Source organism: Mangrovicella endophytica (assembly GCF_002893625.1).
GTDB classification, from domain to species: Bacteria; Pseudomonadota; Alphaproteobacteria; order Rhizobiales; family Rhizobiaceae; genus Mangrovicella; species Mangrovicella endophytica.
On the sequence record NZ_PKMZ01000001.1, the window covers coordinates 943,588 to 964,859 of the forward strand.

Consider the following 21,272-nt stretch of genomic DNA (forward strand, 5'->3'; position numbering starts at 1 on the left):
GGGATGCACCGGCGATCAGCCTCGGCGGGGCATCATCCGGCGACGGCCGAGCCACCGGTCTCGGCAACGTTCAGGACGGATGATCTTCGTCCGATTCGCCACCGAAGCCGCCCATTCGGAGCGCCCACTGCAGGCCGATCGTGGCGCCTTTCATGGGTCGGAGCAGCCCGAGCGTCATCAGCAGCGTCACGGGCGTCCAGATCGCCAGATGCGTCCAGGTCGACCAGGTCGTCGCTTCCTCCACGGCCATGAAGAGGGCGACCACGATGTGGCCGACGATGAAGACCGTCAGATAGGGCGGCAGGTCGTCGGCACGATGGTGGTACATTGCCTCGTCGCAGACGGCACAGCGATCGACGCTCCGCAGATAGCCGGTAAAAAGGCGACCTTCGCCGCAGTTCGGGCAGCGGCAGCGAAGGCCCCGAAGAACCGAGCGGACCAGCGGGCGTGCTTCCTGCGTTTCCGGGGCGGCCTCGGTGATGGCAACCTGCTGGATCATCGTTTTCTCCTTACCTTCGCCCCGACGTTTTTGGGACGGCCGGGACGACCAGGTCGACGCATACGCGACTTGTGATGCGAACCGGTGAATGCCGGCAGCTGCCGCGGCTCGCTGAGCATCTCGAAGCGCATCGAACCGGCCAACGGTATCGCCTCGACGAGCCGAACCTCTACCTGATCGCCGAGCCTGTAGCCACGTCCGCTCCGCTCGCCGATCAGGCTGTGGCCGACTTCGTCATAGTGGAAGTACTCGGCGCCAAGGCTTGAGATAGGAACGAAACCGTCTGCTCCGAAGGCTGGAAGAGCGACGAAAAGCCCCGCCTTGGTCACGCCGGCAACCCGGCCATCGAAGCTGTCGCCGATCCGGTCGGCGAGATGATGGGCGATCAGCCGGTCCACCGTCTCGCGCTCGGCCGCCATCGCGCGGCGCTCGGCGCGGGAGATTTCCTCCGCCGTGACCTCCAGGCTTTCCTCGTCGGCGCGGCTGAGACCGCCCTCGCCGAGAGATAAGGCCGTGATCAGGGCACGGTGAACGATGAGATCGGCATAGCGGCGGATTGGCGAGGTGAAATGCGCATAGCGCAGGAGATTGAGGCCGAAGTGCCCGATGTTCTCGGCGGAGTAGTTCGCCTGGCTCTGGGAACGCAGCACCACCTCGTTGACGAGGCTCTCGTGCTCGCTGGCCTTCACCTGCCGCAGGATCCCGTTGAAGTGGGACGGCCGCACGGAACCGGAGCGCTCCAACGAGATGTCCAGCGTGCGCAGGAAATCGCGCAGCGATTCCAGCTTGGCGAGCGACGGCGCATCATGAGCGCGGTAGATCAGCGCCTGGCGCTTCGCCTCCAGCGTCTCGGCCGCGGCGACGTTCGCCTGGATCATGAATTCCTCGATCAGCCTGTGCGCATCGAGGCGCTCCGGCACGATCACCTTCTCGACGCGTCCGGTGACGTCGAGCTTGATCTTCTTTTCCGGCAGGTCGAGGTCCAGCGGCTGGCGGCGGTCGCGTGCCGCGGCAAGCAGGCCATACGCCTTCCAGAGCGGCCGCAGCACTTCTTCGAGGATCTGCGGCTCGACACGGCCCGGGACGCCGTCAATGGCGCCTTGCGCGTCCTCGTAAGAGAGGCGGGCATGGCTGCGCATCATGATGCGATGGAAGTCGTGGCGGCGCTTTTCACCGTTCGCGGCGAAGACCATCCGCACGGCGAGGGCGGGGCGGTCGACACCGTTCCGCAGCGAGCAGAGATCGTTGGAGATGCGCTCGGGGAGCATCGGCACGACGCGGTCCGGGAAATAGACCGAGTTGCCGCGCAGTCGGGCCTCGGCATCGAGCTTCGAACCGGGGCGGACATAGAGTGCGACGTCGGCGATCGCGACGGTGACGACGACCCCGCCGGGATTGGCCGGATCCTCGTCGGGCCGCGCATGCACCGCGTCGTCGTGGTCCTTGGCGTCGGCCGGATCGATGGTGACGAGCGGCAGATCGCGCCAGTCCTCACGGTCGGCCATCGTAGCAGCGGCGGCCTCTTCAGCTTCCAGCAGCACGCCTTCGGGGAAGATGTGCGGAATGCCGTGGGCATGCAGCGCGATCGTCGAGATCGCTTTCTCGCCCTTGATCGACCCGAGAACGGTGACGACGCGGCCGATCGGCAGGCCGGCACGCGAGCGTGGCGCCGCCTCGACCTCGACGAGATCGCCGTCGCGCGCGTCCTTGTCATCGCCCGGGCGAATCATGAATTCCAGCTGGCGGCGCTCCACCGGCTCGACGCGCCCGCCGCCGCCCGGCATGGCCCTGAAGACGCCAAGCTCGAAGCTCTTGCGCTGCTCGAGAACACGGATCACCCGCGCGAAGCGCGTGCCGCTCGCCTCGTCGTCCTCGATGCGGGCCAGGATTCGATCGCCGATGCCTGCGACGGAGCCGCGGTCCTGCCGAACCGGCAGCCGGGGGCGCTCGCCGCGCTCGGCCTCGTCCCAGCCGACGGGGAGAGCCAGCAGGCCGCCATCCTCGTCACGCGAGCGGATTTCCAGAACGAGCACGTCGGGCAGGGCGCCCGGGCGGTTGAAGCGCTTGCGGCCGCCCTCGATGACACCCTCGGCCTGCAGATCGGCCAGGATGTCCTTCAGGAGCAGCCGGTCCTCGCTCTTGACGTCAAAGGCCTTGGCGATGTCGCGCTTGCTGGAGCGCGACGGGTTTTCCGCGATGAAGCGGAGCACCAGCTCGCGGGTGAGGCCGGGCCGGTCCCGATCCGGTCTGCCGCGCCGGGCCATGCCTCAGCCCGCCACGGTCGTTTTGGATCGCGCCGGCGCCTTGGCCTTGGCGGCGGCTGTCTTGCCGGCCGCAGCCTTGGTGGCACGGGGCTTCGCCGGCGCCTTGGCATCGGCAGGCGCCTTCTTGGCTGCAGCCGTCTTGGTCTTGGCGGCAGCCTTCGGCTTCGGCGCCTTGCCGGTTTTCTCCGCACGCTCGTTGAGGAGGCGGATCGCATCCTCCAGCGTCACGGATGCCGGGTCGGTGGTCTTCGGCAGCGTGGCGTTGATCTTGCCGACGTTGACATAGGGCCCGAAGCGGCCCTCGCGCACGGTGATCGGACCGCCGAAATCCGGATGCTCGCCGAGCGTTGCGATCGCAGCCGGCGTCCCGCGCCCGCGGCCGCCTTTTTCCTTCTTCTCGGCGATCACCGTGACGGCGCGGTTGAGCCCGATGGTGAAGACGTCCTCGATCGTCTCCAGATTGGCATAGGCGCCGTCATGCTGGAGGAAGGGTCCGTAGCGGCCGAGCCCCGCCAGGATCGGCTTACCGGTTTCCGGATGCACGCCGACCTCGCGCGGCAGCGCCAGCAGCTGCATCGCCTTCTCGAAGTCGATCTCCGAGGCCACCCAGCCCTTCGGCAACGAGGAGCGCTTGGCCTCCTTACCGTCGCCGCGCTGGATATAGGGGCCGAAGCGCCCGCTGCGCAGCGTCACCGCCTCGCCGGTCGACGGATCGCGGCCGAGCTCGCGCGGCTCGTCCGAACCCGCGCCGTCCCCGGCGGCATCCGCCGACAGGCTGGTTCCGAGCTGGCGGGTGTAATTGCACTCCGGATAGTTCGAGCAGCCGACGAAGGCGCCGAACTTGCCGAGCTTCAGACTAAGCTGGCCGGCATTGCAGCGCGGACACAGGCGCGGATCGCTGCCATCACCCTTTGACGGGAAGACGAGCGGACCGAGTTCCTCATTCAGCGCGTCGAGGACTTCGGAGACACGCAGCTCCTTGGTGCCGTCGATCTGATTGGAGAAGTCGCGCCAGAACTCCCGCAGGACGTCCTTCCACGCAAGCTCGCCCGCGGAGATGCGGTCGAGCTGCTCCTCCAGCGCGGCCGTGAAGTCGTACTCGACATACTTCTCGAAGAAGTTGTGCAGGAACGCGGTGACGAGGCGCCCCTTCGCCTCCGGCAGAAGCTTGCGCTTCTCCTGAACGATGTAATCGCGGTCCTGCAGCGTCTGCAGCGTCGCAGCATAGGTGGAGGGGCGCCCGATGCCGAGCTCCTCCATCTTCTTGATGAGCGATGCCTCGGAATAGCGAGGCGGCGGCTCGGTGAAGTGCTGGCTCGCCTCGACGGCGCGCTTGGCGAGATCCTCGCGAGCGCGGATCTCCGGCAGGCGCTCGGACTCATCGTCCTCCTGGCCATCCTGAACGGCAGGCGCACTGTCGTCGCGATGCTCCTGATAGGCCCCGATGAAGCCATCGAACTTGATCACCGAGCCGGTAGCACGCAGCGCCGCCGTCTTGCCGCCACCCGCAGCTTCGATCTCCGCAGTGGTGCGCTCGATCTCGGCGGAGGCCATCTGGCTGGCGATGCTGCGCTTCCAGATGAGGTCGTAGAGACGCAACTGATCACGGTCGAGGAAGCGTTCGACGTCCTTCGGCGTGCGGGCGAAGCTGGTCGGGCGGATCGCCTCGTGGGCTTCCTGCGCGTTCTTGGCCTTGGCAGAGTAGAAGCGCGGCTTCTCCGGGACGTAGCGCTCGCCGAAGCTGCTCGCGATGGCCGTGCGCGCCTCGCTGATCGCCTCCGGCGCCATCTGAACGCCGTCGGTTCGCATATAGGTGATGAGGCCGACCGTCTCGCCACCGAGGTCGAGGCCCTCATAGAGCCGCTGTGCCACCTGCATGGTGCGCGAGGCCGAGAAGCCGAGCTTGGCGGAGGCCGCCTGCTGCAGGGTCGACGTCGTGAAGGGCGGTCCGGGGTTGCGCTTGGTGGGCTTGGCCTCGACGCTGGTGACGCGATAGGCGGCACCCTCCAGCATCGCCCGGATGGAGCCCGCACGCTCGCCGTTGTTGATCGACAGGCGCTGCAGGCGTTCGCCGTCAAATGCGGTCAGCCGCGCCATGAAGTCGGCGCCGCGCGGCGTCTCGAGCTGCACCGCGACCTGCCAGTATTCTTCCGCCTTGAAGCGCTCGATCTCGGCTTCGCGATCGCAGACGAGCCGCAGCGCCACAGACTGGACGCGGCCGGCCGAGCGGGCGCCCGGCAGCTTGCGCCAGAGCACCGGAGACAGGGTGAAGCCGACGAGATAGTCGAGTGCGCGACGGGCGAGATAGGCGTCAACCAGCGGCGCGTCGATCTCACGCGGATTGGCCATCGCGTCCAGCACCGCCTTCTTGGTGATCGCGTTGAAGACGACGCGCGACACCGGCTTCTGGCCGATCGCCCGCTTCTGTCGCAGCACTTCCAAGACGTGCCAGGAAATCGCCTCGCCCTCGCGATCCGGGTCGGTGGCCAGGAACAGTCGGTCGGCGCCCTTGGCAGCCTGGGCGATCTCGTTCAGGCGCTTCTGCGCCGGCTTGTCGACCTCCCAGTCCATTTCGAAGTCGTTGTCGGGACGAACGGAGCCGTCCTTGGCCGGCAGATCGCGGACATGGCCATAGGAAGCCAGAACCTTGTAGTTCTGGCCGAGATACTTGTTGATCGTCTTCGCTTTAGCCGGCGACTCGACGATGACGAGGTCCATGAGGCAACTGTCCTGCGTTGGCGGGCTGCGGTCTTCAAAGGCTGCTGATTCGACAAGCGCCAAGCCGAAGACCGTCCGCTCACATGGACAGCGCGATGCAGCGGGTCAACCCCGACGGTTTTTAGCTACGGACGTATTGCAACTTTTTCGTGCGTTGATACAGATTAGATCAACCACCAGACGTGGCGGTGGCGGAAGTTCTGATCATCGGCCGGCATTGGCCCTGCGGTTCGGAGAGGTCTGCGTCATGCGCGCTGAGCTGGAGCTGAGTCGTGCCGACAAGCTGCAATATGTCTGTGACATGCTGGACCAGCTGAAGGCGATGTCCGGCGCCGCCAAAGGCTCGATCCTCATCACCCTCATGGACATGGCGAAGCTGCAGGCGGAAAGCGAGCTGGTCGCCGAGCGTGGCGCACGACTACAGCACGATCGAGACGCGGCCATCTGAGTGCCGCTCCAGGCGGCCGGCGAGATCGAGTTCCAGCAGGACGAGTTGCAGCGCTCCGACCGACGCACTCGTATGCGCAAGCAGGTCGTCGATCGATACCGGCGTGGTGCCGAGCGCCTCGACGATGCGCTCGCGCTCGCCTTCGGCGGGTTCCTCTGCGGGCATGATCGCCTCCGGTTCGTCCATGTCGTCGCCGCTGCGTCCTATCCGGTCATCGAGCGGACGAAGCGCGATGATAATGTCGGCAGCTTCGGTGACGAGGAGGCTGCCGGTCTTCAGGAGCTGATTGGTGCCGGCGGCCCTCGGATCGAGAGGCGAGCCCGGCACGGCGAAGACAAGCCGCCCGAGCTCGGCCGCCAGCCGCGCGCTGATCAGCGATCCCGAGCGTGAGGCCGCTTCGACGACCAGCAGGCCGAGCGACAGAGCGGCGACCACTCGGTTGCGGCGTGGAAAATCGATCGCGCGCGGCTCCCAGCCGAACGGCATTTCCGAGATTACGCAGCCGCGCCCATCAACCATGCGCCGCATCAGCGGCCGGTTCTCCTTGGGATAAGGGCGGTCGAGTCCGCCGGCGAAGACGCCCACCGTGCCATGCGGTAGGGCAGCCTCATGCGCCGCGGCGTCGATGCCGCGGGCAAGGCCCGAGACGATGACATAGCCGGCGGCGCCGAGCTCGTCGGCGATCCGGTGCGTCAGCTTGATGCCCGCAAGTGAGGCATTGCGGGCGCCGACAATGGCGACGGCGGGGCGATTCAGCTGCGCGACGTCGCCCATCACGGCAAGGACCGGCGGGGCCTGATCGACACCGCGCATGATGGCGGGATAGTCGGGCTCGCCGCGGCAGATGAACTGCGCGCCCAGACGCTCGGCGGTCGCAAGCTCGGCCTCGGCGGCATCGATGCTGGTGATCCGGATAGGGCGTCCGCCGCCGCGCCTGGCAAGGTCAGGAATGGCGTCAAGCGCTGCCTCGGCGCCGCCGAAGCGGTTGATCAGGTTGCGGAACGTCGCCGGTCCGACATTTTCGCTGCGGATCAGGCGCAGCCATGCCAATCGTTGCTCCCGCGACAGCCGAACGCCCCGTTTCGGCTGGGCGGGATCGCTCATCCCTTGGCGCCGATCCGGCCTTCGGTGCCGGCCAGGAGCCGCCGGATATTGGCGCGGTGGGTGATGTAGACGAGGAGTGTCAGCAGGGCCGTCAGCGCAGCCGCCGGACGGTCGCCAAGCGCGAGATAGAAGAGCGGCACGACCAGCGTGGCGGTGAGGGCGGCGAGTGAGGAATACTTGAACAGCTTCGCCATGCCGAGCCACACGGCAGCGAAGACGAGCACGCCCCAGGGGGCAAAGCCGAGGATGACGCCGATATAGGTCGCCACGCCCTTGCCGCCCTTGAAGCCGAGCCACACCGGGAAGAGGTGCCCGAGGAAGGCGGCAAGGCCTGCCACGGCAGCCGGGGCAGCACCCCAGCGCCAGGCGATGACGACGGGGATCGTCCCCTTCAGAATGTCGCCAAGCAGCGTCAGGAAGGCGAGCAGCTTGTTGCCGGTGCGCAGCGCATTGGTGGCGCCGATATTGCCCGAACCGATCTTGCGGATGTCGCCGGCGCCGAAGGCCTTGGCAAAGATGAGGCCGTAGGGGATCGAGCCGCTGAGATAGCCGCCGACGGCTGCTGCCAGAACGAGGCTGCTCGTCTCTTCACCAAACAGGATCATGCTGCCTCGGGCTCTGCCGAGAACACTGTGCGGCCGCCGACGAACGTGCGCAAGACCTGCCCCTGGAAGCGGGCGTTCTCGAAGGGCGTGTTCTTCGAGCGCGAGCGAATGCGGTCCTTGCTGAACAGGAAGGGCGCGTCCGGATCGACGATGACGATGTCGGCAGCCCGACCCGGCTGCAGCGTGCCGCGATCGATCTTCAAGAGCGCCGCCGGGCCCGATGTCATCGCGGCGACGAGGCGGGGCAGGGGCACAGCGCCGGAGTGGTGCAGCCGCAGCGCCGCGGGCAGCAGCGTCTCGAGGCCGATCGCCCCGCTCTCGGCCTCGGCGAAGGGCCGGCGCTTGCCGTCTGCATCCTGCGGATCGTGCGAGGAGACGATGATGTCGAGCGTGCCGTCGGCGAGCGCCTCGACCATGGCAAGCCGATCCTCCTCGGCCCGCAGCGGCGGCGAGAGACGGAAGAAGGTGCGATATTCCCCGATGTCGTTCTCGTTGAGCGACAGGTTGTTGATCGACACGCCGCCGGTGACGGCATGGCCCTTCGCCTTGGCGCGCTTCAGCACCGCAGCCGAATCGGCCGTCGACAGCTCGGCGGCGTGGTAGCGGCAGCCGGTGAGCGCGGCGAGGCGCAGATCCCGCTCCAGCGGAATCACCTCCGCTTCGCGCGGGATGCCGGCGAGCCCCAGCCAGGACGCAAACAGGCCCTCATTCATCACGCCGGAGCCGGTGAGGCCGGCATCCTGCGTCGCATGCATGATCAGCGCGTCGAAGTCGCGGCCATAGGTCATGATCCGGCGCAGCAGCGCCGCATCGGACAGTGTGTGCCGCCCTTCGGTGAAGGCGACGACGCCGGCGGCGGAGAGGAGGCCGATCTCGGTGATCTCTGAGCCCCGCAGCCCCTTGGTCATCGCCGCCGCCGGGAAGATGTTGACGCGCGCGGTCTCGCGCGCCGTGCGCATCACGAATTCGGCAAGCGCCACGTCGTCGATCACCGGGTCCGTGTCGGGCATGGTGAGGATCGAAGTCACGCCGCCGGCGGCCGCAGCGGCCGAAGCGGAGGCGATCGTCTCGCGATGCTCGCCGCCGGGCTCGCCGATGAAGACGCGGGCATCGACGAGGCCGGGCAGGACGAGGCTGCCACGTGCGTCGATCAGCTCGGCACCCTCGGGCCGGCCCTGGCCTGCGGCGGCTCGGCCGGCTTCGCGGATCACGCCGGCCTCGACGACGACGCTGCCGGTCTCGTCCAGATCGCGTGACGGATCGATGATGCGGGCGTTCTCGATGACGAGCGGGCGGGTCTCGGTCGTCATGCCGCGTCTCCCGTTCCTTCGAGCAGGGCCTGCATCACCGCCATGCGCACGGCAACGCCCATCTCGACCTGCTCCTCGATGACGCTCTGCGGCCCATCGGCAATTTCGGAAGCGATCTCTACGCCCCGGTTCATCGGCCCCGGATGCATTACCAGCGCATCCGGCTTGGCGCGCGCCAGCTTCTCGCGATCAAGACCGAAATAGCGGAAATATTCGCGAACCGACGGCACGAAGGCACCCGCCATTCTCTCGCGCTGCAGACGCAGCATCATCACGACGTCGGCGCCTTCGAGGCCATCCTCCATGCGGCGGAACACCTCGGCGCCCATCTGCTCGATGCCGCTCGGCAGCAGCGTCGAGGGAGCGATCACCCGCACCCGCGCGCCGAGCGCATTGAGGAGGAGGATGTTTGAGCGCGCGACCCGGCTGTGCAGCACGTCGCCGCAGATCGCCACCGTCATGCGCGCAATCTTACCCTTGTGCCGGCGGATGGTGAGGGCGTCGAGCAGGGCCTGCGTCGGATGCTCATGCGCGCCGTCGCCCGCATTGACGACGGAGCAGCCGACCTTCTGGGCCAGCAGCGCCACCGCCCCGGCGGCGTGGTGGCGCACCACGAGGATGTCGGGCTGCATGGCATTCAGCGTCATTGCGGTGTCGATGAGCGTTTCGCCCTTCTTCACCGAAGAGTTGCCGACGGCCATGTTCATGACATCGGCACCCAGTCGCTTGCCGGCGAGCTCGAAGGAGGCCTGCGTCCGCGTCGAGGCCTCGAAGAAGAGGTTGATCTGGGTCCGCCCCTTCAGCACCGACTTCTTCTTGTCGACCCGCCGACTGACGGCGATCTCCGCCTCGGAGCGGTCGAGAAGATCCTCGATCTCGTGCGGCTGCAGACGGGCGATGCCGAGGAGGTGGCGTCGCGGGCGAGGCGTGTCGAAGGGCGCTGTCATGGCGAAGGCGGGCTATAGGAGATCGGGGAAGGGCCGGCAAGGATCGGGCCCCGTTATGCCACGCTTTATGTTCGACCCGCTCGCGCCGAGGAGGGCGGATGTGACGCAGCCCGCATCCCACACCGCCCCGCCATTAACCTTAACAAATGGTTTAGATTGCAGCGATCGAACCGGGCGGTGAGATTGTCGTTCATGAAGATGAACATGCACGGCGAAAGGGCGACCTGATGAAGAGGGTGGCATCGACATTTGCCCTATCGGTCGCCGTCGGCCTTGCTGCGACGAGCGCGGCGATGCTGGCTGCCGCGGCATTCGCACCTCACTCGATCGTCTCGATCGCAGAAGCCGATCTCTCGCTCGACCCGCGGCCGATGCTCTCGCTGTTCGCCTCGCTCTATGGCGGAGAGGCGATCACGACGGCAGCCGTTCTGTGCGCCTTCTCGATTGCCACGGCGGTTGCCATCGGCTTCCTGAACTCGGGGCGGCGTCTGCGCCGTTCGCAGGGCGAGCATCTCGCCGCAGCGGCGCTGACTGGTATCGCCACCTTCTACGGCGCGGCTGTCGTCGCCGGGTCACCCGTCGCCAGCATCTTCGGCGATGGGCCGGCTTTCCTGTTCTCGCTGGCCTTCTGCTTTGCCGTTCTCCTGTTCGACCACTGCGTCAGCGTCGAGGAAGACCCGGCCGCCGAGGCCGCTTTCCGGGCCGCCATGGCCGCACTGACCGACGAGATCAGGCGCAAGGAACGCGCGGACGGGTCCGAGAGCGAGCGGCGCCGGAGACACAATCGATGATCCGGGCGCTGCTGCTCTTCTGGCTGCTGCCGCTCGGCTTCTTCTGGTCCTGGTACTTTCTGTCGCTGAACGACATCAATTTCGGGACGCTGTTCTTCTCGCGCCCGCTGCATGACCACGTCTTTGCGATCTATGGCAGCCTGCTCGGCGTCGAGCCGGAGCTCCTGCCAGCGATGATCGCCAAGGCCCTGTTCGTCGACAGCTCGATCGTTGCAGCGGTCATCGCCTTCCGGCAGCGGCGGCGCATCGCGGCCTGGCTCGGCCAAGCACCGGTTGTTGCCGGCGTGCCTCAGGAGCCGTTCGCCCGCAGCGATGACAGCCGGTCCAGCGCGCCCTGAAGGATGAAGGCGGCGGCGGCGGAATCGATCCGCTCCGCCCGCTTGCGCCGCGACGTATCCATCTCCAGAAGGCCTCGTTCGGCCGCGACCGTCGACAGCCGCTCGTCCCAGAAGGCGATCGGCCGCTCGTCGAGCCGGCTGTAATTGCGCACGAAAGCGCGCGTGGCCTGCGAGCGCGGTCCCTCGCTGCCGTCCATGTTGAGCGGCAGGCCGATGACGATCGCCGCGACTTTCTCATTGTCGAGCATCTGGCGCAGGATCTCCGCATCCTTGCCGAATTTGACGCGCCGGATCACCGGGCGCGGAACCGCCAGACTCCAGCCGAGATCCGACATGGCGACGCCGATCGTCTTGGTGCCGAGATCGAGGCCCGCGACGATCTGGCCCGGCGGCAGCAATTCCAGTTCGGCGATGTCGACGATGGCCATCTCGACTCCTTGACCCATTCGGTTGGACATGCAGGTAGAGCATCGTCTCCGGCGGCGGAACCGCGCCGGCGATCATCCGGCGCATTTGACGTGTGACGCCTCACCTGCAACCGCTTCGCTGACCGGTGGAGAGACGACGATGAAGATCACCTATTTCGGCCATTCCGCCTTCCGCATCGAGACCGGCAATTCCGTGATCCTGGTCGACCCCTTCCTATCCGGCAATCCGCACTACAAGGGCACGGTGGAGGAGGCGTCCGCCGGCGTGACGCATATCGCGCTCAGCCACGGCCATTCCGATCACGTCGGCGATTCCATCGACATTGCCCGGCGCACCGGGGCGAGGGTGATCGGCAATTTCGAACTGGTGAGCTGGATCGCCAAGCAGGGAATCGGCTCCATCGAGCCCGCGAACACGGGCGGGACAGCGCGTTTCACCGACTTCTCGGTGACGTTGACGCAGGCCTTCCACAGCTCCGGCAACATCGAGGAGGACGGCACCGTCACCTATCTCGGCATGCCGAACGGCCTCGTCTTCCATTTCACCGACGGCCCGACGATCTACCATATGGGCGATACCGACATCTTCTCGGACATGGCGATCATCGAGGAACTGCACAGCCCGAAGATCGGCATGGTTCCGGTGGGCGACCGGCTGACCATGGGCGCGGCCGTCGCGGCGCTCGCCTGCCGCCGCTACTTCAACTTCGAAAGGATCATCCCGATGCACTGGGGCACCATTCCGCTGCTCGACCAGGACACGCACCGCTTCTCAGAAGCGATGGAGGGGCAGGGGGACCGCGTCTTCAACCCGACCGTCGGCGTGCCCTTCGACGTCTGATGAGACGGGACGAAGCGGCCGCCGTGATGCCCGTCCGGCGTTGCCTCGCCAAAAACCCGCCGCTATAGCTCAGCCATCATCCCTGCATAGCCGAAGAAGCGCGATGTCCGTCGATACGAACACTGTCCGCCGCGTTGCGCGCCTCGCGCGCATTGCCGTCTCCGATGCGGAGGTGGAGGCCATGCAGGGCGAGCTGAACGCAATCCTCGGCTTCGTCGAGCAGCTGAGCGAAGTCGACGTCGACGGCGTCGAGCCGATGACCTCTGTCACCCCGATGGAGATGAAGAAGCGCCGCGACATCGTGAACGACGGCGGCAAGGCCGACGACATCGTCGCCAACGCACCGGTTCAGGACGAGCATTTCTTCGTCGTTCCGAAGGTGGTCGAGTAACGGCGATGGCACTGGCGATCGGTATCGAGACGCCACTGCAGGACGACGTTCGCGCAATGGTGGCGGCGCTCAACGACTATCTCATTCCGTTGACGCCGCGGGAGTTCCAGTTCCAGCTGACCGTCGAGCAGATGTCCGATCCGTCCGTGACGGTGCTGGTCGCTCGCAGCGAGTCTGGCCGGCCTGTCGGCATGGCCTCGCTGAAGGTGCACGAGCGCGGAACCGGCGAGGTGAAGCGCATGTTCACGCTGCCGGAGGTGCGCGGGCAGCGCGTCGGATCGCAGCTGCTGACGCAGGTGGAGCAGCTTGCCCGCGAGCGAGGTCTGACCCGCCTCGTTCTCGAAACCGGCGAGGCGCCCGGCTTCGAACCGGCCTGGCGCGTCTATGAGCGTGGTGGGTTCAGCGCCTGCAGCGCAGTGCTCGACTACCCGGATTCCGGCTATTCGCGATTTTACGAAAAGAACCTTGTCTGATGACCGATCTGACCGCCCTGACCATCGCCGAAGCCCGTGACCGGCTGATCGCCAAGGACGTGAGCGCGAGCGAACTGACCGAGGCCTACATCAAGGCGATCGATGCAGCCAACGAGACCCTCAACACCTATGTCGCAGTGACGCCGGAGAAGGCGCGCGACATGGCAAAAGCCTCCGACGCGCGGATCGCCAAAGGCGAGGCCGGCGCGCTGGAAGGCATTCCGCTCGGCATCAAGGACCTCTTCGCGACAGAAGGCGTCCATACCCAGGCCTGCAGCCACATCCTCGACAAGTTCAAGCCGCGCTACGAATCGACCGTCACCGCCAATCTCTGGGCTGACGGCGCGGTGATGCTCGGCAAGCTCAACATGGATGAGTTCGCCATGGGCTCCTCCAATGAGACGAGCTACTACGGCCCGGTGAAGAACCCCTGGCGCCGCAAGGGCTCCAACATGGATCTGGTGCCCGGCGGTTCGTCCGGCGGCTCGGCCGCTGCCGTTGCCGCGCATCTGTGCGCCGGCGCGACGGCGACGGACACGGGCGGCTCCATCCGTCAGCCCGCGGCGCTGACCGGCACGGTCGGCATCAAGCCGACCTATGGGCGCTGCTCGCGCTGGGGCACGGTGGCCTTCGCGTCCTCGCTGGACCAGGCCGGGCCGATCGCCCGAGACGTGCGCGATGCCGCCATCATGCTGAAGTCGATGGCCTCCGTCGATCCGAAGGACACGACCTCGGTCGATCGCACGGTCCCTGACTACGAGGCGTCCGTCGGGCGGTCGGTGAAGGGCCTCAGGATCGGCGTGCCGCGGGAATATCGCGTCGACGGCATGCCGGAAGAGATCGAGGCGCTCTGGCAGCAGGGTATCGCCTGGCTGAAGGACGCCGGCGCCGAGATCGTCGACGTGTCGCTGCCGCATACGCGCTACGCGCTGCCCGCCTATTACATCGTGGCGCCCGCCGAAGCCTCGTCCAACCTCGCGCGCTATGACGGCGTGCGCTACGGCCTGCGCATGCCCGGCCGCGACGTCATCGACATGTATGAGCAGACCCGGGCGACGGGCTTCGGCCGCGAGGTCAAGCGTCGCATCATGATCGGCACCTACGTGCTGTCGGCCGGCTATTACGACGCCTACTACCTGCGCGCCCAGAAGGTGCGCACGCTGATCAAGCGCGACTTCGAGAATGTCTATGCCGACGGCATCGATGCGCTGCTGACACCCGCGACGCCGTCGGCCGCCTTCGGTATCGCCGACGAGGACATGGCTTCGGACCCCGTGAAGATGTACCTCAACGACATCTTCACCGTGACGGTGAACATGGCGGGTCTTCCGGGCATCGCCGTGCCGGCAGGCTTGTCCGCGGAAGGCACGCCGCTCGGCCTGCAGCTGATCGGCCGCCCCTTCGACGAGGAGACGCTGTTCGCGACCGCTTCGGTGATCGAGAAGGCGGCGGGCCGCTATACGCCGGCGAAGTGGTGGTGAGCGGGACGCCGCACACAGCGGCCGTTCCTCAGCGCCTACCGTCAACGGAGAGGTCTTCGGTGGAAAAGCCGATCGAACGCGTGATCTTTCTAAGCCGCTGGCTGATGGCGCCGTTCTACCTCGGGCTCCTCATTGCCGCGGCGGTGCTGCTCCTCCACTTCGGCGTCGAGCTCGTCCATTTCGTTGCCGACAGCTTCAGCGCCTCGGAGTCCGACATTATCCTCGGCATCCTGACGCTGGTGGACCTGACGCTGACGGCGAGCCTCGTCCTGATCGTCGTCTTCTCCGGCTATGAGAACTTCGTCTCGCGCATCGATCCCCTGGAGCATCCCGGCTGGCCGGAATGGATGTCGAAGATCGATTTTGTAGGACTGAAGCAGAAGCTGATGGGCTCGATCGTCGCGATCTCGGCCGTGCAGCTGCTGAAGGCCTTCATGAACCTCAATGCCTCATCCGACTGGACGCAGCTTGCGTGGCTGGTCGGCATCCACCTCGTCTTCGTGGTCTCGGCCGTGTTGCTCGCCGTCACCGATCGCGTCTCGGGTGACCACTGATGTCGAACAGCCGTCGCCCTCCAGCAGAATGCCGCTCCATGACCGAGCTGCGCGCCGAGATCGACGCTGTCGACACAGCGCTCTTCGACCTTTTCGCCGAGCGCATGCGCTACATTCATCGCGCTGCCGAGTTGAAGCGGGGCACTGACATTCCGGCCGAAGTGCCTGAGCGCGTTGAGGAAGTCGTCAACAACGCGCGGGCGCGGGCCGAGGCGCACGGTCTCGATCCGGAGCTCTACGGCCGCTTCTGGCGCGAGCTCGTGGCGGCCGCCATCGCCGAGGAAGAGGTGCGTCTCGGCAGCTGAACGGCGGATGCGGCATCACCCCTGCCAGGCCGTGTCAGCCACGACTTGCCGCTCACGCTTGAATGCCCTCCTTTGTTGCTCTAGCCGGTAGCATTCGCCGACAAGAGCCTTTTCGGAAAAGCCCATGAGCATCGTCGACACCCGCACGCCCGACCCCAAGAAGCTGATCGCCGGCGCGACCGGCGACTGGGAGATCGTGATCGGCATGGAGGTCCATGCGCAGGTCCTGTCGGAAGCCAAGCTGTTTTCCGGTGCCTCAACCGAGTTCGGCGGGGCCCCGAACGATCATGTCAGCCTCGTCGATGCGGCGATGCCGGGCATGCTGCCGGTGATCAACGAGGAGTGCGTCCGCCAGGCCGTGCGCACCGGCCTCGGGCTGAAGGCGGAGATCAACAAGCGCTCGATCTTCGATCGCAAGAACTACTTCTATCCCGACCTGCCGCAGGGCTATCAGATCTCGCAGTTCAAGAGCCCGATCGTCGGCGAGGGCAAGGTCGTCGTCGCGGTCGGCCCCGACTCCAAGGGTGAGTTCGAGGACATCGAAGTCGGCATCGAGCGCCTGCACCTCGAGCAGGATGCGGGCAAGTCGATGCACGACCAGCATCCGACCATGTCCTATGTCGATCTGAACCGCTCGGGCGTCGCACTGATGGAGATCGTCTCCAAACCCGATATGCGCTCGGCCGACGAGGCGCGCGCCTATCTCACCAAGCTGCGCACGATCCTGCGCTATCTCGGCACCTGCGACGGCAACATGGACGAAGGCTCGCTGCGCGCCGACGTCAACGTCTCGGTCCGCCGCCCGGGTGGCGAGTTCGGAACGCGCTGCGAGATCAAGAACGTCAACTCGATCCGCTTCGTCGGACAGGCGATCGAGTCGGAGGCACGGCGCCAGATCGCGGTGATCGAGGACGGCGGCACGATCGATCAGGAGACGCGCCTGTTCGATCCGGTCAAGGGCGAGACGCGCGCCATGCGCTCCAAGGAAGAGGCGCACGACTACCGCTACTTCCCCGATCCGGACCTGCTGCCGCTGGAGTTCGACCAGGCCTATATCGACGCGCTGCTGGAGCATCTGCCGGAGCTGCCGGACGACAAGCGGGCGCGCCTCATCCGCGACAGCGGACTGTCGCCCTACGATGCCTCGATCCTCGTGTCGGACAAGGCGATCGCCGATTACTTCGAAGCCGTTGCCGCAGGGCGCGACGCCAAGCAGGCGGCGAATTGGGTGATCAACGATCTTCTCGGCGCTTTGAACAAGAGCGGCAAGAGCATCGAGGAGACACCTGTGTCCGCCGATCAGCTCGGCGCCATCCTGGATCTCATTCGGGACGGCACGATCTCCGGCAAGATCGCCAAGGACCTGTTCGAGATCGTCTGGATCGAGGGCGGCGACCCTGCCTCAATCGTCGAGCTGCGCGGCATGAAGCAGGTCACTGACACCGGCGCGATCGAGAAGGCTGTCGACGACATCATCGCCGCCAACCCGGACAAGGTCGAGCAGGCCAAGGCCAAGCCGACGCTCGCCGGCTGGTTCGTCGGTCAGGTGATGCGCGCCATGGGCGGCAAGGCCAATCCGCAGGCGGTGAACGACCTCGTCAAGCAGAAGCTCGGGCTGGAATGAGCGTATCGATCCGCCCGGCGACCGACGACGATCTGGAGGCTCTGCGGGTTCTGCTGCGCGAGACCTGGCACCAGACCTACGATTCGCTCTATGGCGAGACGGAGGTGCAGAGCATCGCTGCCGACTGGTTCTCCATCGAGGCAATGGAGGAACGGCTGGTGCGTCCCGATGCGACTTTCCTCGTGGCGGACGGCAAGCCGGAGATCGCCGGCATGGTGTTTGCCGTCCTGCGCGACGACGAGGTCGTAGCGGTGGAGCAGCTCTATGTCGCACCTAGCCGCCAGTCGCAGGGCGTCGGGAAGGCGCTGCTGGACGCGGCGCTGAGCTCGTTCGGCACAAGCCGGTCGGCCGAGGTCGAGCTGCCCGCGGCCAATCGGCGGGCGGTGGCGTTCTTCTCGCGCGAGGGCTTCGAGACGCTCGGCCTTGATCCGGACGCCGCAGCGCGCGCTACGGTCGTCATGGAGCGCAACCCACGCTGACAGCAGTGGCGGCGCCAAGCGCCTCCGGGTGGACATTTCAGGGCATCGGCATCATAACCGGACCCGCAAAACAGCAGGCGACGGCAATGAAGAACTGGCTGCTTCAGATCTTTACCTGGTGGAACGGCCAGACGATCGGCACGCGCTTCCACACTTGGCGGTTCGGCCAGAAGGTCGGGGCCGACGAGTTCGGCAACGTCTACTATCAGAGTGCCGACGGCAAGCGTCGCTGGGTCATCTACAATGGTCCCGCCGAGGCGAGCGCCATTCCCCCCGGCTGGCACGGCTGGATGCATCATCGCGTCGCCACGCCGCCGTCGGACGAGAGCTATATGCCGCGCGACTGGCAGAAGCCGCATCGGCCGAACCGCACCGGCACGCCGGAGGCTTATCGGCCGAAGGGATCGCTGCTGAACGCCAGCGAGCGGCCGCGCGTCACCGGCGACTACGACGCCTGGGTGCCGTGAGGCGAGGGCGATCGCCTCATTTTCATACTCTTCGCGGCTTAGCGAATTGCCGGAACGGGTGCCTTGGGGCGGATCTGCCGCGCCGACGCATCCCCGGCCAAGAGGACTGCGCATGAAGCGGATCATCGGAGCGGCCGCGCTGACGGCGCTCGCACTAGCCCCGTCCGCGGCATCCGCAGAGCGCATCCGCAACCAGGTCGCGATCTTCTCCGGCATCGACAAGATCACCGGCCGCATCACCACATTCGACGTCTATGTCGATGAGACCGTGCAGTTCGGCGCGCTGCAGGTGACGCCGCGCGTCTGCTATACCAGTTCCAAGGACGAGGCACCCAAAACGGACTCCTTCGTCGAGGTCGACGAAATCACGCTGACCCGCGAGATCCGGCGCATCTTCACCGGCTGGATGTTCGCCGATTCGCCCGGTCTCAACGCGGTGGAGCATCCCGTCTATGACGTCTGGCTGAAGGGGTGCAAGTCGCAGTCGGACGTGCCGCCGCCGACCGATCAGAACGCCGCGCCGCCAGCTGATGGAGCGAGCGCCGCCCCATCGGCCGGGTAGTCCTTAGAATAGAAGTCTGCGGTCGCCTCGACCGCGGCCGCTAGCATCTTCTGGTATTCGCGCCGCCCGATCTCGACCGCACCGAAGCGGGCGAGGTGGCTGGTGATGAACTGCGTGTCGAGCAGGCGATAGCCCCCGCGCCGCAGCCGCTCGCAGAGATGAACAAGGCAGACCTTCGAGGCGTCGGTTTCGCGCGAGAACATGCTCTCGCCGAAGAAGGCGGCGCCCAGGCTGACGCCGTAAAGGCCGCCGACGAGCCGATCCTCCCGCCATGCCTCGACGCTGTGGGCAAAGCCGGCGCGGTGAAGGCCCAGATAGAGCTCCCGGATGCGGCCGTTGATCCAGGTCTGCGGGCGGTCGGGCGCCGGCTCGGCGCAGCCGTCGAGCACGGCCGGGAAGGCGGTATCGACGCGGATTTGGAAGCGGCCCTGCCGGATCGTCTTGCGCAGGCTGCGCGGCACGTGGACGGCGTCGAGGGGCATGATGCCCCGCTCGGTCGGATCGATCCAGAAGATGTCTGGATCGTCCGCCGAATCGGCCATCGGGAAGATGCCGCAGGCATAGGCCCGCAGCAGGATCGATGGGGTGATCTCGAACGCCTCGTCACCGCGCGAGGCCATGCTCAGCCCGCCGCAGTCTCGCCGGCGAGGTAGTGCTCCAGCCAGTGGATGTCGTAGTCGCCGCGGATGATGTCGTCATTGCCGACGAGGTCGCGGAACAACGGCAGCGTCGTCTTGATGCCGTCGACGACGATCTCGTCCAGCGTGCGCCGCAGCCGCATCAGGCACTCGGCCCGGTCGCGGCCGGAGACGATCAGCTTGCCGATCAGGCTGTCGTAGAAGGGCGGGATCGAATAGCCCTGATAGACTGCCGAATCGATACGAACGCCAAGGCCGCCCGGCGTATGGTAGTGAGTGATCTTGCCGGGCGAGGGCGCGAAGGTACGCGGATCCTCGGCATTGATGCGGCACTCGATCGCGTGGCCGGAGAACTTCACCTCCGACTGCTTCAGCGACAGGCCAAGTCCGGCCGCGACGCGGATCTGCTCGTGCACGAGGTCGAGACCGGTGATCGCCTCCGTCACCGGATGCTCCACCTGCAGGCGGGTGTTCATCTCGATGAAGTAGAACTCGCCGTTCTCGTACAGAAACTCGATTGTGCCGGCGCCGCGATAGGAGAGTTTGCGCATCGCGTTGGCGACGATGCTGCCGATCTTCTCGCGCTGCTCAGGCGTCAGGGCCGGGGAATTGGCTTCTTCCCAGACCTTCTGATGGCGGCGCTGCAGTGAGCAATCGCGCTCGCCGAGGTGGATCGCCTCGCCGGCGCCATCGCCGAAGACCTGCACCTCGATATGGCGCGGCTTTTCCAGATACTTCTCGATATAGACGGCGTCATCGCCGAAGGCCGAGCCGGCTTCGGAGCGTGCGGTCGCCAGTGCCAGCGGCAGGTCAGCCTCGGTCTGTGCCACCTTCATGCCACGGCCGCCGCCGCCGGCGGACGCCTTCACGAGGACAGGGAAGCCGATCTCGCGGGCGATGCGCAGAGCGTCCGTGTCGGTCTCCACCGCACCGTCGGAGCCAGGCACAACGGGGATGCCGAGACGCTTGGCGGTGCGCTTGGCCTCGATCTTGTCGCCCATCGTGCGGATGTGCTGCGCCGTCGGTCCGATGAAGGTGACGTTGTGCGCGTCGAGGATGTCGGCAAATCGCGCGTTTTCCGACAGAAACCCGTAGCCCGGATGAACGGCGTCCGCGCCGGTGATCTCGCAGGCCGCGAGGATCTGCGGGATGTTGAGGTAGCTGTCGCGCGAGGGCGGCGGGCCGATGCAGACGCTCTCATCCGCAAGACGCACATGCATGGCGGCATTATCGGCGGTGGAATGTACCGCGACGGTGGAGATGCCGAGTTCCTTGCAGGCGCGCAGGACGCGCAGCGCGATCTCGCCGCGGTTGGCGATCAGGACCTTCTTGAACATCGGAGCGCTCTCAGCCGATGACGACGAGCGACTCGCCGTATTCCACCGGTTGCGAATTCTCGACGCAGATCTTGAGGATCTTGCCGCTGCGCGGTGCCGGGATCTGGTTCATCGTCTTCATCGCCTCGATGATCAGCAGCGTCTCGCCCTCGGCGACCTGCTGGCCGACCTCGATGAACGGACGCGCGCCGGGTGCGGAGGCGAGATAGACCGTGCCGACCATAGGCGAGGGGACGGTGCCCGGCTCGGGACCGGTGGAAGCCGCAAGCGGCGTCGGCAGCGAACCCGTGTCCGCCACCGGCGACGGCATCGAGGGAACCGGTGTCGGATAGGCCATCTGCGGGATCTGGAAGGATTGGAAGGCGCCGTTCGGCTGTTCCTTCTGGCGGGAGATGCGGATCCGGAGGGAGCCCTGCTCGACCTCGATCTCGGTCAGATCCGTATCATTGAGGATCTCGGCCAGCTCGCGCACGAGCTTGGGATCCATGCTTGCGTCTGTGCCCGCCATCTTTTCCTTATGATCGGCCGTTGCCGCTTGGTCTTCGCTGGAGAGGCTCACGATGAACTGTCCCTGCCGTTCTATCCGCCGGCTCCGTCCGGAGCGGCTCTAACGCGCGGTCTGCCGTAGCAAAATCCGCATCACGACTGAAGATGCCCTGCACCGGCCC

24 protein-coding genes are annotated in these 21,272 nt (G+C 66.4%); 13 read left to right on the forward strand and 11 right to left on the reverse strand.

Annotated features, from left to right (window positions below; all coding sequences use genetic code 11):
- Positions 1-70: 70 nt before the first annotated feature.
- The 3 genes from C0R46_RS04315 to topA are packed head-to-tail and all read right to left on the reverse strand — an operon-like array spanning position 71 to position 5,481.
- Positions 71-499, reverse strand: coding sequence for a DUF983 domain-containing protein (locus C0R46_RS04315; protein ID WP_102958303.1), 429 nt, complete (start codon positions 497-499; stop codon positions 71-73).
- The gene (gene rnr, locus C0R46_RS04320) at positions 496-2,763 is read right to left on the reverse strand and encodes a ribonuclease R (RefSeq protein ID WP_102958304.1); all 2,268 of its coding nucleotides are present in this window, start codon (positions 2,761-2,763) and stop codon (positions 496-498) included. The genes C0R46_RS04315 and rnr overlap by 4 nt, the downstream gene beginning before the upstream one ends.
- 3 nt (positions 2,764-2,766) lie before the next feature.
- A complete protein-coding gene (gene topA, locus C0R46_RS04325; protein WP_102958305.1) occupies positions 2,767-5,481 on the reverse strand; it encodes a type I DNA topoisomerase in 2,715 nt (904 codons plus the stop codon).
- Between the two features lie 247 nt (positions 5,482-5,728).
- On the opposite strand from topA, the gene C0R46_RS04330 reads away from it, so the two are divergent.
- The gene (locus C0R46_RS04330; protein ID WP_157944554.1) at positions 5,729-5,929 is read left to right on the forward strand and encodes a hypothetical protein; all 201 of its coding nucleotides are present in this window, start codon (positions 5,729-5,731) and stop codon (positions 5,927-5,929) included.
- Here the strand turns inward: C0R46_RS04330 and dprA are convergent.
- Genes dprA through C0R46_RS04350 form a run of 4 tightly spaced genes read right to left on the reverse strand, consistent with a single transcriptional unit; the run spans position 5,900 to position 9,895 of the window.
- A complete protein-coding gene (dprA, locus tag C0R46_RS04335; RefSeq protein ID WP_102958307.1) occupies positions 5,900-7,033 on the reverse strand; it encodes a DNA-processing protein DprA in 1,134 nt (377 codons plus the stop codon). The genes C0R46_RS04330 and dprA overlap by 30 nt on opposite strands.
- Positions 7,030-7,638 carry a glycerol-3-phosphate 1-O-acyltransferase PlsY gene (gene plsY / locus C0R46_RS04340; RefSeq protein WP_102958308.1) on the reverse strand — a complete coding sequence of 203 codons (609 nt, stop codon included), beginning with the start codon at positions 7,636-7,638 and terminating at the stop codon, positions 7,030-7,032. Before plsY ends, dprA begins: the two co-directional genes overlap by 4 nt.
- Complete coding sequence (locus tag C0R46_RS04345; RefSeq protein ID WP_102958309.1) at positions 7,635-8,948, reverse strand: dihydroorotase; 1,314 nt, start codon at positions 8,946-8,948, stop codon at positions 7,635-7,637. Before C0R46_RS04345 ends, plsY begins: the two co-directional genes overlap by 4 nt.
- Positions 8,945-9,895, reverse strand: a complete 951-nt coding sequence (locus tag C0R46_RS04350) for an aspartate carbamoyltransferase catalytic subunit (protein WP_102958310.1) — start codon at positions 9,893-9,895, stop codon at positions 8,945-8,947. Before C0R46_RS04350 ends, C0R46_RS04345 begins: the two co-directional genes overlap by 4 nt.
- A gap of 227 nt (positions 9,896-10,122) precedes the next feature.
- Between C0R46_RS04350 and C0R46_RS04355 the strand changes: the two genes are divergently transcribed.
- Together C0R46_RS04355 and C0R46_RS04360 are read left to right on the forward strand one after the other, a co-directional pair.
- Positions 10,123-10,686, forward strand: coding sequence for a hypothetical protein (locus C0R46_RS04355; RefSeq protein ID WP_102958311.1), 564 nt, complete (start codon positions 10,123-10,125; stop codon positions 10,684-10,686).
- The gene (locus C0R46_RS04360) at positions 10,683-11,024 is read left to right on the forward strand and encodes a DUF6105 family protein (protein WP_198598230.1); all 342 of its coding nucleotides are present in this window, start codon (positions 10,683-10,685) and stop codon (positions 11,022-11,024) included. The genes C0R46_RS04355 and C0R46_RS04360 overlap by 4 nt, the downstream gene beginning before the upstream one ends.
- Here C0R46_RS04360 and ruvX read toward each other — a convergent pair.
- Complete coding sequence (gene ruvX, locus C0R46_RS04365; RefSeq protein WP_102958312.1) at positions 10,976-11,452, reverse strand: Holliday junction resolvase RuvX; 477 nt, start codon at positions 11,450-11,452, stop codon at positions 10,976-10,978. The genes C0R46_RS04360 and ruvX overlap by 49 nt on opposite strands.
- Positions 11,453-11,591: 139 nt before the next feature.
- Between ruvX and C0R46_RS04370 the strand changes: the two genes are divergently transcribed.
- From C0R46_RS04370 to C0R46_RS04415, 10 genes are all read left to right on the forward strand, one after another.
- Positions 11,592-12,293 carry a metal-dependent hydrolase gene (locus C0R46_RS04370; RefSeq protein ID WP_102958313.1) on the forward strand — a complete coding sequence of 234 codons (702 nt, stop codon included), beginning with the start codon at positions 11,592-11,594 and terminating at the stop codon, positions 12,291-12,293.
- A gap of 103 nt (positions 12,294-12,396) precedes the next feature.
- Positions 12,397-12,684 carry an Asp-tRNA(Asn)/Glu-tRNA(Gln) amidotransferase subunit GatC gene (gene gatC, locus C0R46_RS04375; protein ID WP_102958314.1) on the forward strand — a complete coding sequence of 96 codons (288 nt, stop codon included), beginning with the start codon at positions 12,397-12,399 and terminating at the stop codon, positions 12,682-12,684.
- 5 nt (positions 12,685-12,689) lie between these two features.
- Positions 12,690-13,157, forward strand: coding sequence for a GNAT family N-acetyltransferase (locus tag C0R46_RS04380; protein WP_102958315.1), 468 nt, complete (start codon positions 12,690-12,692; stop codon positions 13,155-13,157).
- Positions 13,157-14,638, forward strand: coding sequence for an Asp-tRNA(Asn)/Glu-tRNA(Gln) amidotransferase subunit GatA (gene gatA, locus C0R46_RS04385; RefSeq protein ID WP_102958316.1), 1,482 nt, complete (start codon positions 13,157-13,159; stop codon positions 14,636-14,638). The genes C0R46_RS04380 and gatA overlap by 1 nt, the downstream gene beginning before the upstream one ends.
- A gap of 59 nt (positions 14,639-14,697) precedes the next feature.
- Positions 14,698-15,192: a TIGR00645 family protein gene (locus tag C0R46_RS04390; RefSeq protein WP_102958317.1), complete on the forward strand. Its 495-nt coding sequence runs from the start codon at positions 14,698-14,700 to the stop codon at positions 15,190-15,192.
- A gap of 38 nt (positions 15,193-15,230) precedes the next feature.
- Positions 15,231-15,497 (forward strand): chorismate mutase, encoded by a 267-nt coding sequence (locus C0R46_RS04395; RefSeq protein ID WP_102958318.1) that lies wholly within the window; start codon positions 15,231-15,233, stop codon positions 15,495-15,497.
- A 124-nt stretch (positions 15,498-15,621) separates the two neighbouring features.
- On the forward strand, positions 15,622-17,121 hold the full coding sequence (gene gatB, locus C0R46_RS04400) for an Asp-tRNA(Asn)/Glu-tRNA(Gln) amidotransferase subunit GatB (RefSeq protein WP_102958319.1): 1,500 nt from the start codon (positions 15,622-15,624) through the stop codon (positions 17,119-17,121).
- Positions 17,118-17,600, forward strand: coding sequence for a GNAT family N-acetyltransferase (locus C0R46_RS04405; protein ID WP_102958320.1), 483 nt, complete (start codon positions 17,118-17,120; stop codon positions 17,598-17,600). Before gatB ends, C0R46_RS04405 begins: the two co-directional genes overlap by 4 nt.
- Before the next feature lie 86 nt (positions 17,601-17,686).
- Positions 17,687-18,067 carry an NADH:ubiquinone oxidoreductase subunit NDUFA12 gene (locus C0R46_RS04410; protein ID WP_102958321.1) on the forward strand — a complete coding sequence of 127 codons (381 nt, stop codon included), beginning with the start codon at positions 17,687-17,689 and terminating at the stop codon, positions 18,065-18,067.
- 112 nt (positions 18,068-18,179) lie between these two features.
- Positions 18,180-18,629 (forward strand): DUF2155 domain-containing protein, encoded by a 450-nt coding sequence (locus tag C0R46_RS04415; RefSeq protein WP_102958322.1) that lies wholly within the window; start codon positions 18,180-18,182, stop codon positions 18,627-18,629.
- On the opposite strand, the gene aat is transcribed toward C0R46_RS04415, so the two are convergent.
- From aat to accB, 3 genes are read right to left on the reverse strand one after another with little or no spacing between them, the layout of a single operon-like run.
- A complete protein-coding gene (aat, locus tag C0R46_RS04420; RefSeq protein ID WP_102958323.1) occupies positions 18,575-19,249 on the reverse strand; it encodes a leucyl/phenylalanyl-tRNA--protein transferase in 675 nt (224 codons plus the stop codon). The genes C0R46_RS04415 and aat overlap by 55 nt on opposite strands.
- 2 nt (positions 19,250-19,251) lie before the next feature.
- The gene (accC, locus tag C0R46_RS04425) at positions 19,252-20,604 is read right to left on the reverse strand and encodes an acetyl-CoA carboxylase biotin carboxylase subunit (protein WP_102958324.1); all 1,353 of its coding nucleotides are present in this window, start codon (positions 20,602-20,604) and stop codon (positions 19,252-19,254) included.
- Positions 20,605-20,614: 10 nt separating this feature from the next.
- A complete protein-coding gene (gene accB / locus C0R46_RS04430) occupies positions 20,615-21,091 on the reverse strand; it encodes an acetyl-CoA carboxylase biotin carboxyl carrier protein (RefSeq protein ID WP_245413400.1) in 477 nt (158 codons plus the stop codon).
- Positions 21,092-21,272 lie beyond the last annotated feature (181 nt).

Excerpts from the sequence above, each read along its gene's own strand:
- C0R46_RS04315 (WP_102958303.1), bottom strand. The coding sequence starts at position 499 with ATGATCCAGCAGGTTGCCATCACCGAGGCCGCCCCGGAAACGCAGGAA.
- rnr (WP_102958304.1), bottom strand. The coding sequence starts at position 2,763 with ATGGCCCGGCGCGGCAGACCGGATCGGGACCGGCCCGGCCTCACCCGC.
- topA (WP_102958305.1), bottom strand. The coding sequence starts at position 5,481 with ATGGACCTCGTCATCGTCGAGTCGCCGGCTAAAGCGAAGACGATCAAC.
- C0R46_RS04330 (WP_157944554.1), top strand. The coding sequence starts at position 5,729 with ATGCGCGCTGAGCTGGAGCTGAGTCGTGCCGACAAGCTGCAATATGTC.
- dprA (WP_102958307.1), bottom strand. The coding sequence starts at position 7,033 with ATGAGCGATCCCGCCCAGCCGAAACGGGGCGTTCGGCTGTCGCGGGAG.
- plsY (WP_102958308.1), bottom strand. The coding sequence starts at position 7,638 with ATGATCCTGTTTGGTGAAGAGACGAGCAGCCTCGTTCTGGCAGCAGCC.
- C0R46_RS04345 (WP_102958309.1), bottom strand. The coding sequence starts at position 8,948 with ATGACGACCGAGACCCGCCCGCTCGTCATCGAGAACGCCCGCATCATC.
- C0R46_RS04350 (WP_102958310.1), bottom strand. The coding sequence starts at position 9,895 with ATGACAGCGCCCTTCGACACGCCTCGCCCGCGACGCCACCTCCTCGGC.
- C0R46_RS04355 (WP_102958311.1), top strand. The coding sequence starts at position 10,123 with ATGAAGAGGGTGGCATCGACATTTGCCCTATCGGTCGCCGTCGGCCTT.
- C0R46_RS04360 (WP_198598230.1), top strand. The coding sequence starts at position 10,683 with ATGATCCGGGCGCTGCTGCTCTTCTGGCTGCTGCCGCTCGGCTTCTTC.
- ruvX (WP_102958312.1), bottom strand. The coding sequence starts at position 11,452 with ATGGCCATCGTCGACATCGCCGAACTGGAATTGCTGCCGCCGGGCCAG.
- C0R46_RS04370 (WP_102958313.1), top strand. The coding sequence starts at position 11,592 with ATGAAGATCACCTATTTCGGCCATTCCGCCTTCCGCATCGAGACCGGC.
- gatC (WP_102958314.1), top strand. The coding sequence starts at position 12,397 with ATGTCCGTCGATACGAACACTGTCCGCCGCGTTGCGCGCCTCGCGCGC.
- C0R46_RS04380 (WP_102958315.1), top strand. The coding sequence starts at position 12,690 with ATGGCACTGGCGATCGGTATCGAGACGCCACTGCAGGACGACGTTCGC.
- gatA (WP_102958316.1), top strand. The coding sequence starts at position 13,157 with ATGACCGATCTGACCGCCCTGACCATCGCCGAAGCCCGTGACCGGCTG.
- C0R46_RS04395 (WP_102958318.1), top strand. The coding sequence starts at position 15,231 with ATGACCGAGCTGCGCGCCGAGATCGACGCTGTCGACACAGCGCTCTTC.
- gatB (WP_102958319.1), top strand. The coding sequence starts at position 15,622 with ATGAGCATCGTCGACACCCGCACGCCCGACCCCAAGAAGCTGATCGCC.
- C0R46_RS04405 (WP_102958320.1), top strand. The coding sequence starts at position 17,118 with ATGAGCGTATCGATCCGCCCGGCGACCGACGACGATCTGGAGGCTCTG.
- C0R46_RS04410 (WP_102958321.1), top strand. The coding sequence starts at position 17,687 with ATGAAGAACTGGCTGCTTCAGATCTTTACCTGGTGGAACGGCCAGACG.
- C0R46_RS04415 (WP_102958322.1), top strand. The coding sequence starts at position 18,180 with ATGAAGCGGATCATCGGAGCGGCCGCGCTGACGGCGCTCGCACTAGCC.
- aat (WP_102958323.1), bottom strand. The coding sequence starts at position 19,249 with ATGGCCTCGCGCGGTGACGAGGCGTTCGAGATCACCCCATCGATCCTG.
- accC (WP_102958324.1), bottom strand. The coding sequence starts at position 20,604 with ATGTTCAAGAAGGTCCTGATCGCCAACCGCGGCGAGATCGCGCTGCGC.
- accB (WP_245413400.1), bottom strand. The coding sequence starts at position 21,091 with ATGGATCCCAAGCTCGTGCGCGAGCTGGCCGAGATCCTCAATGATACG.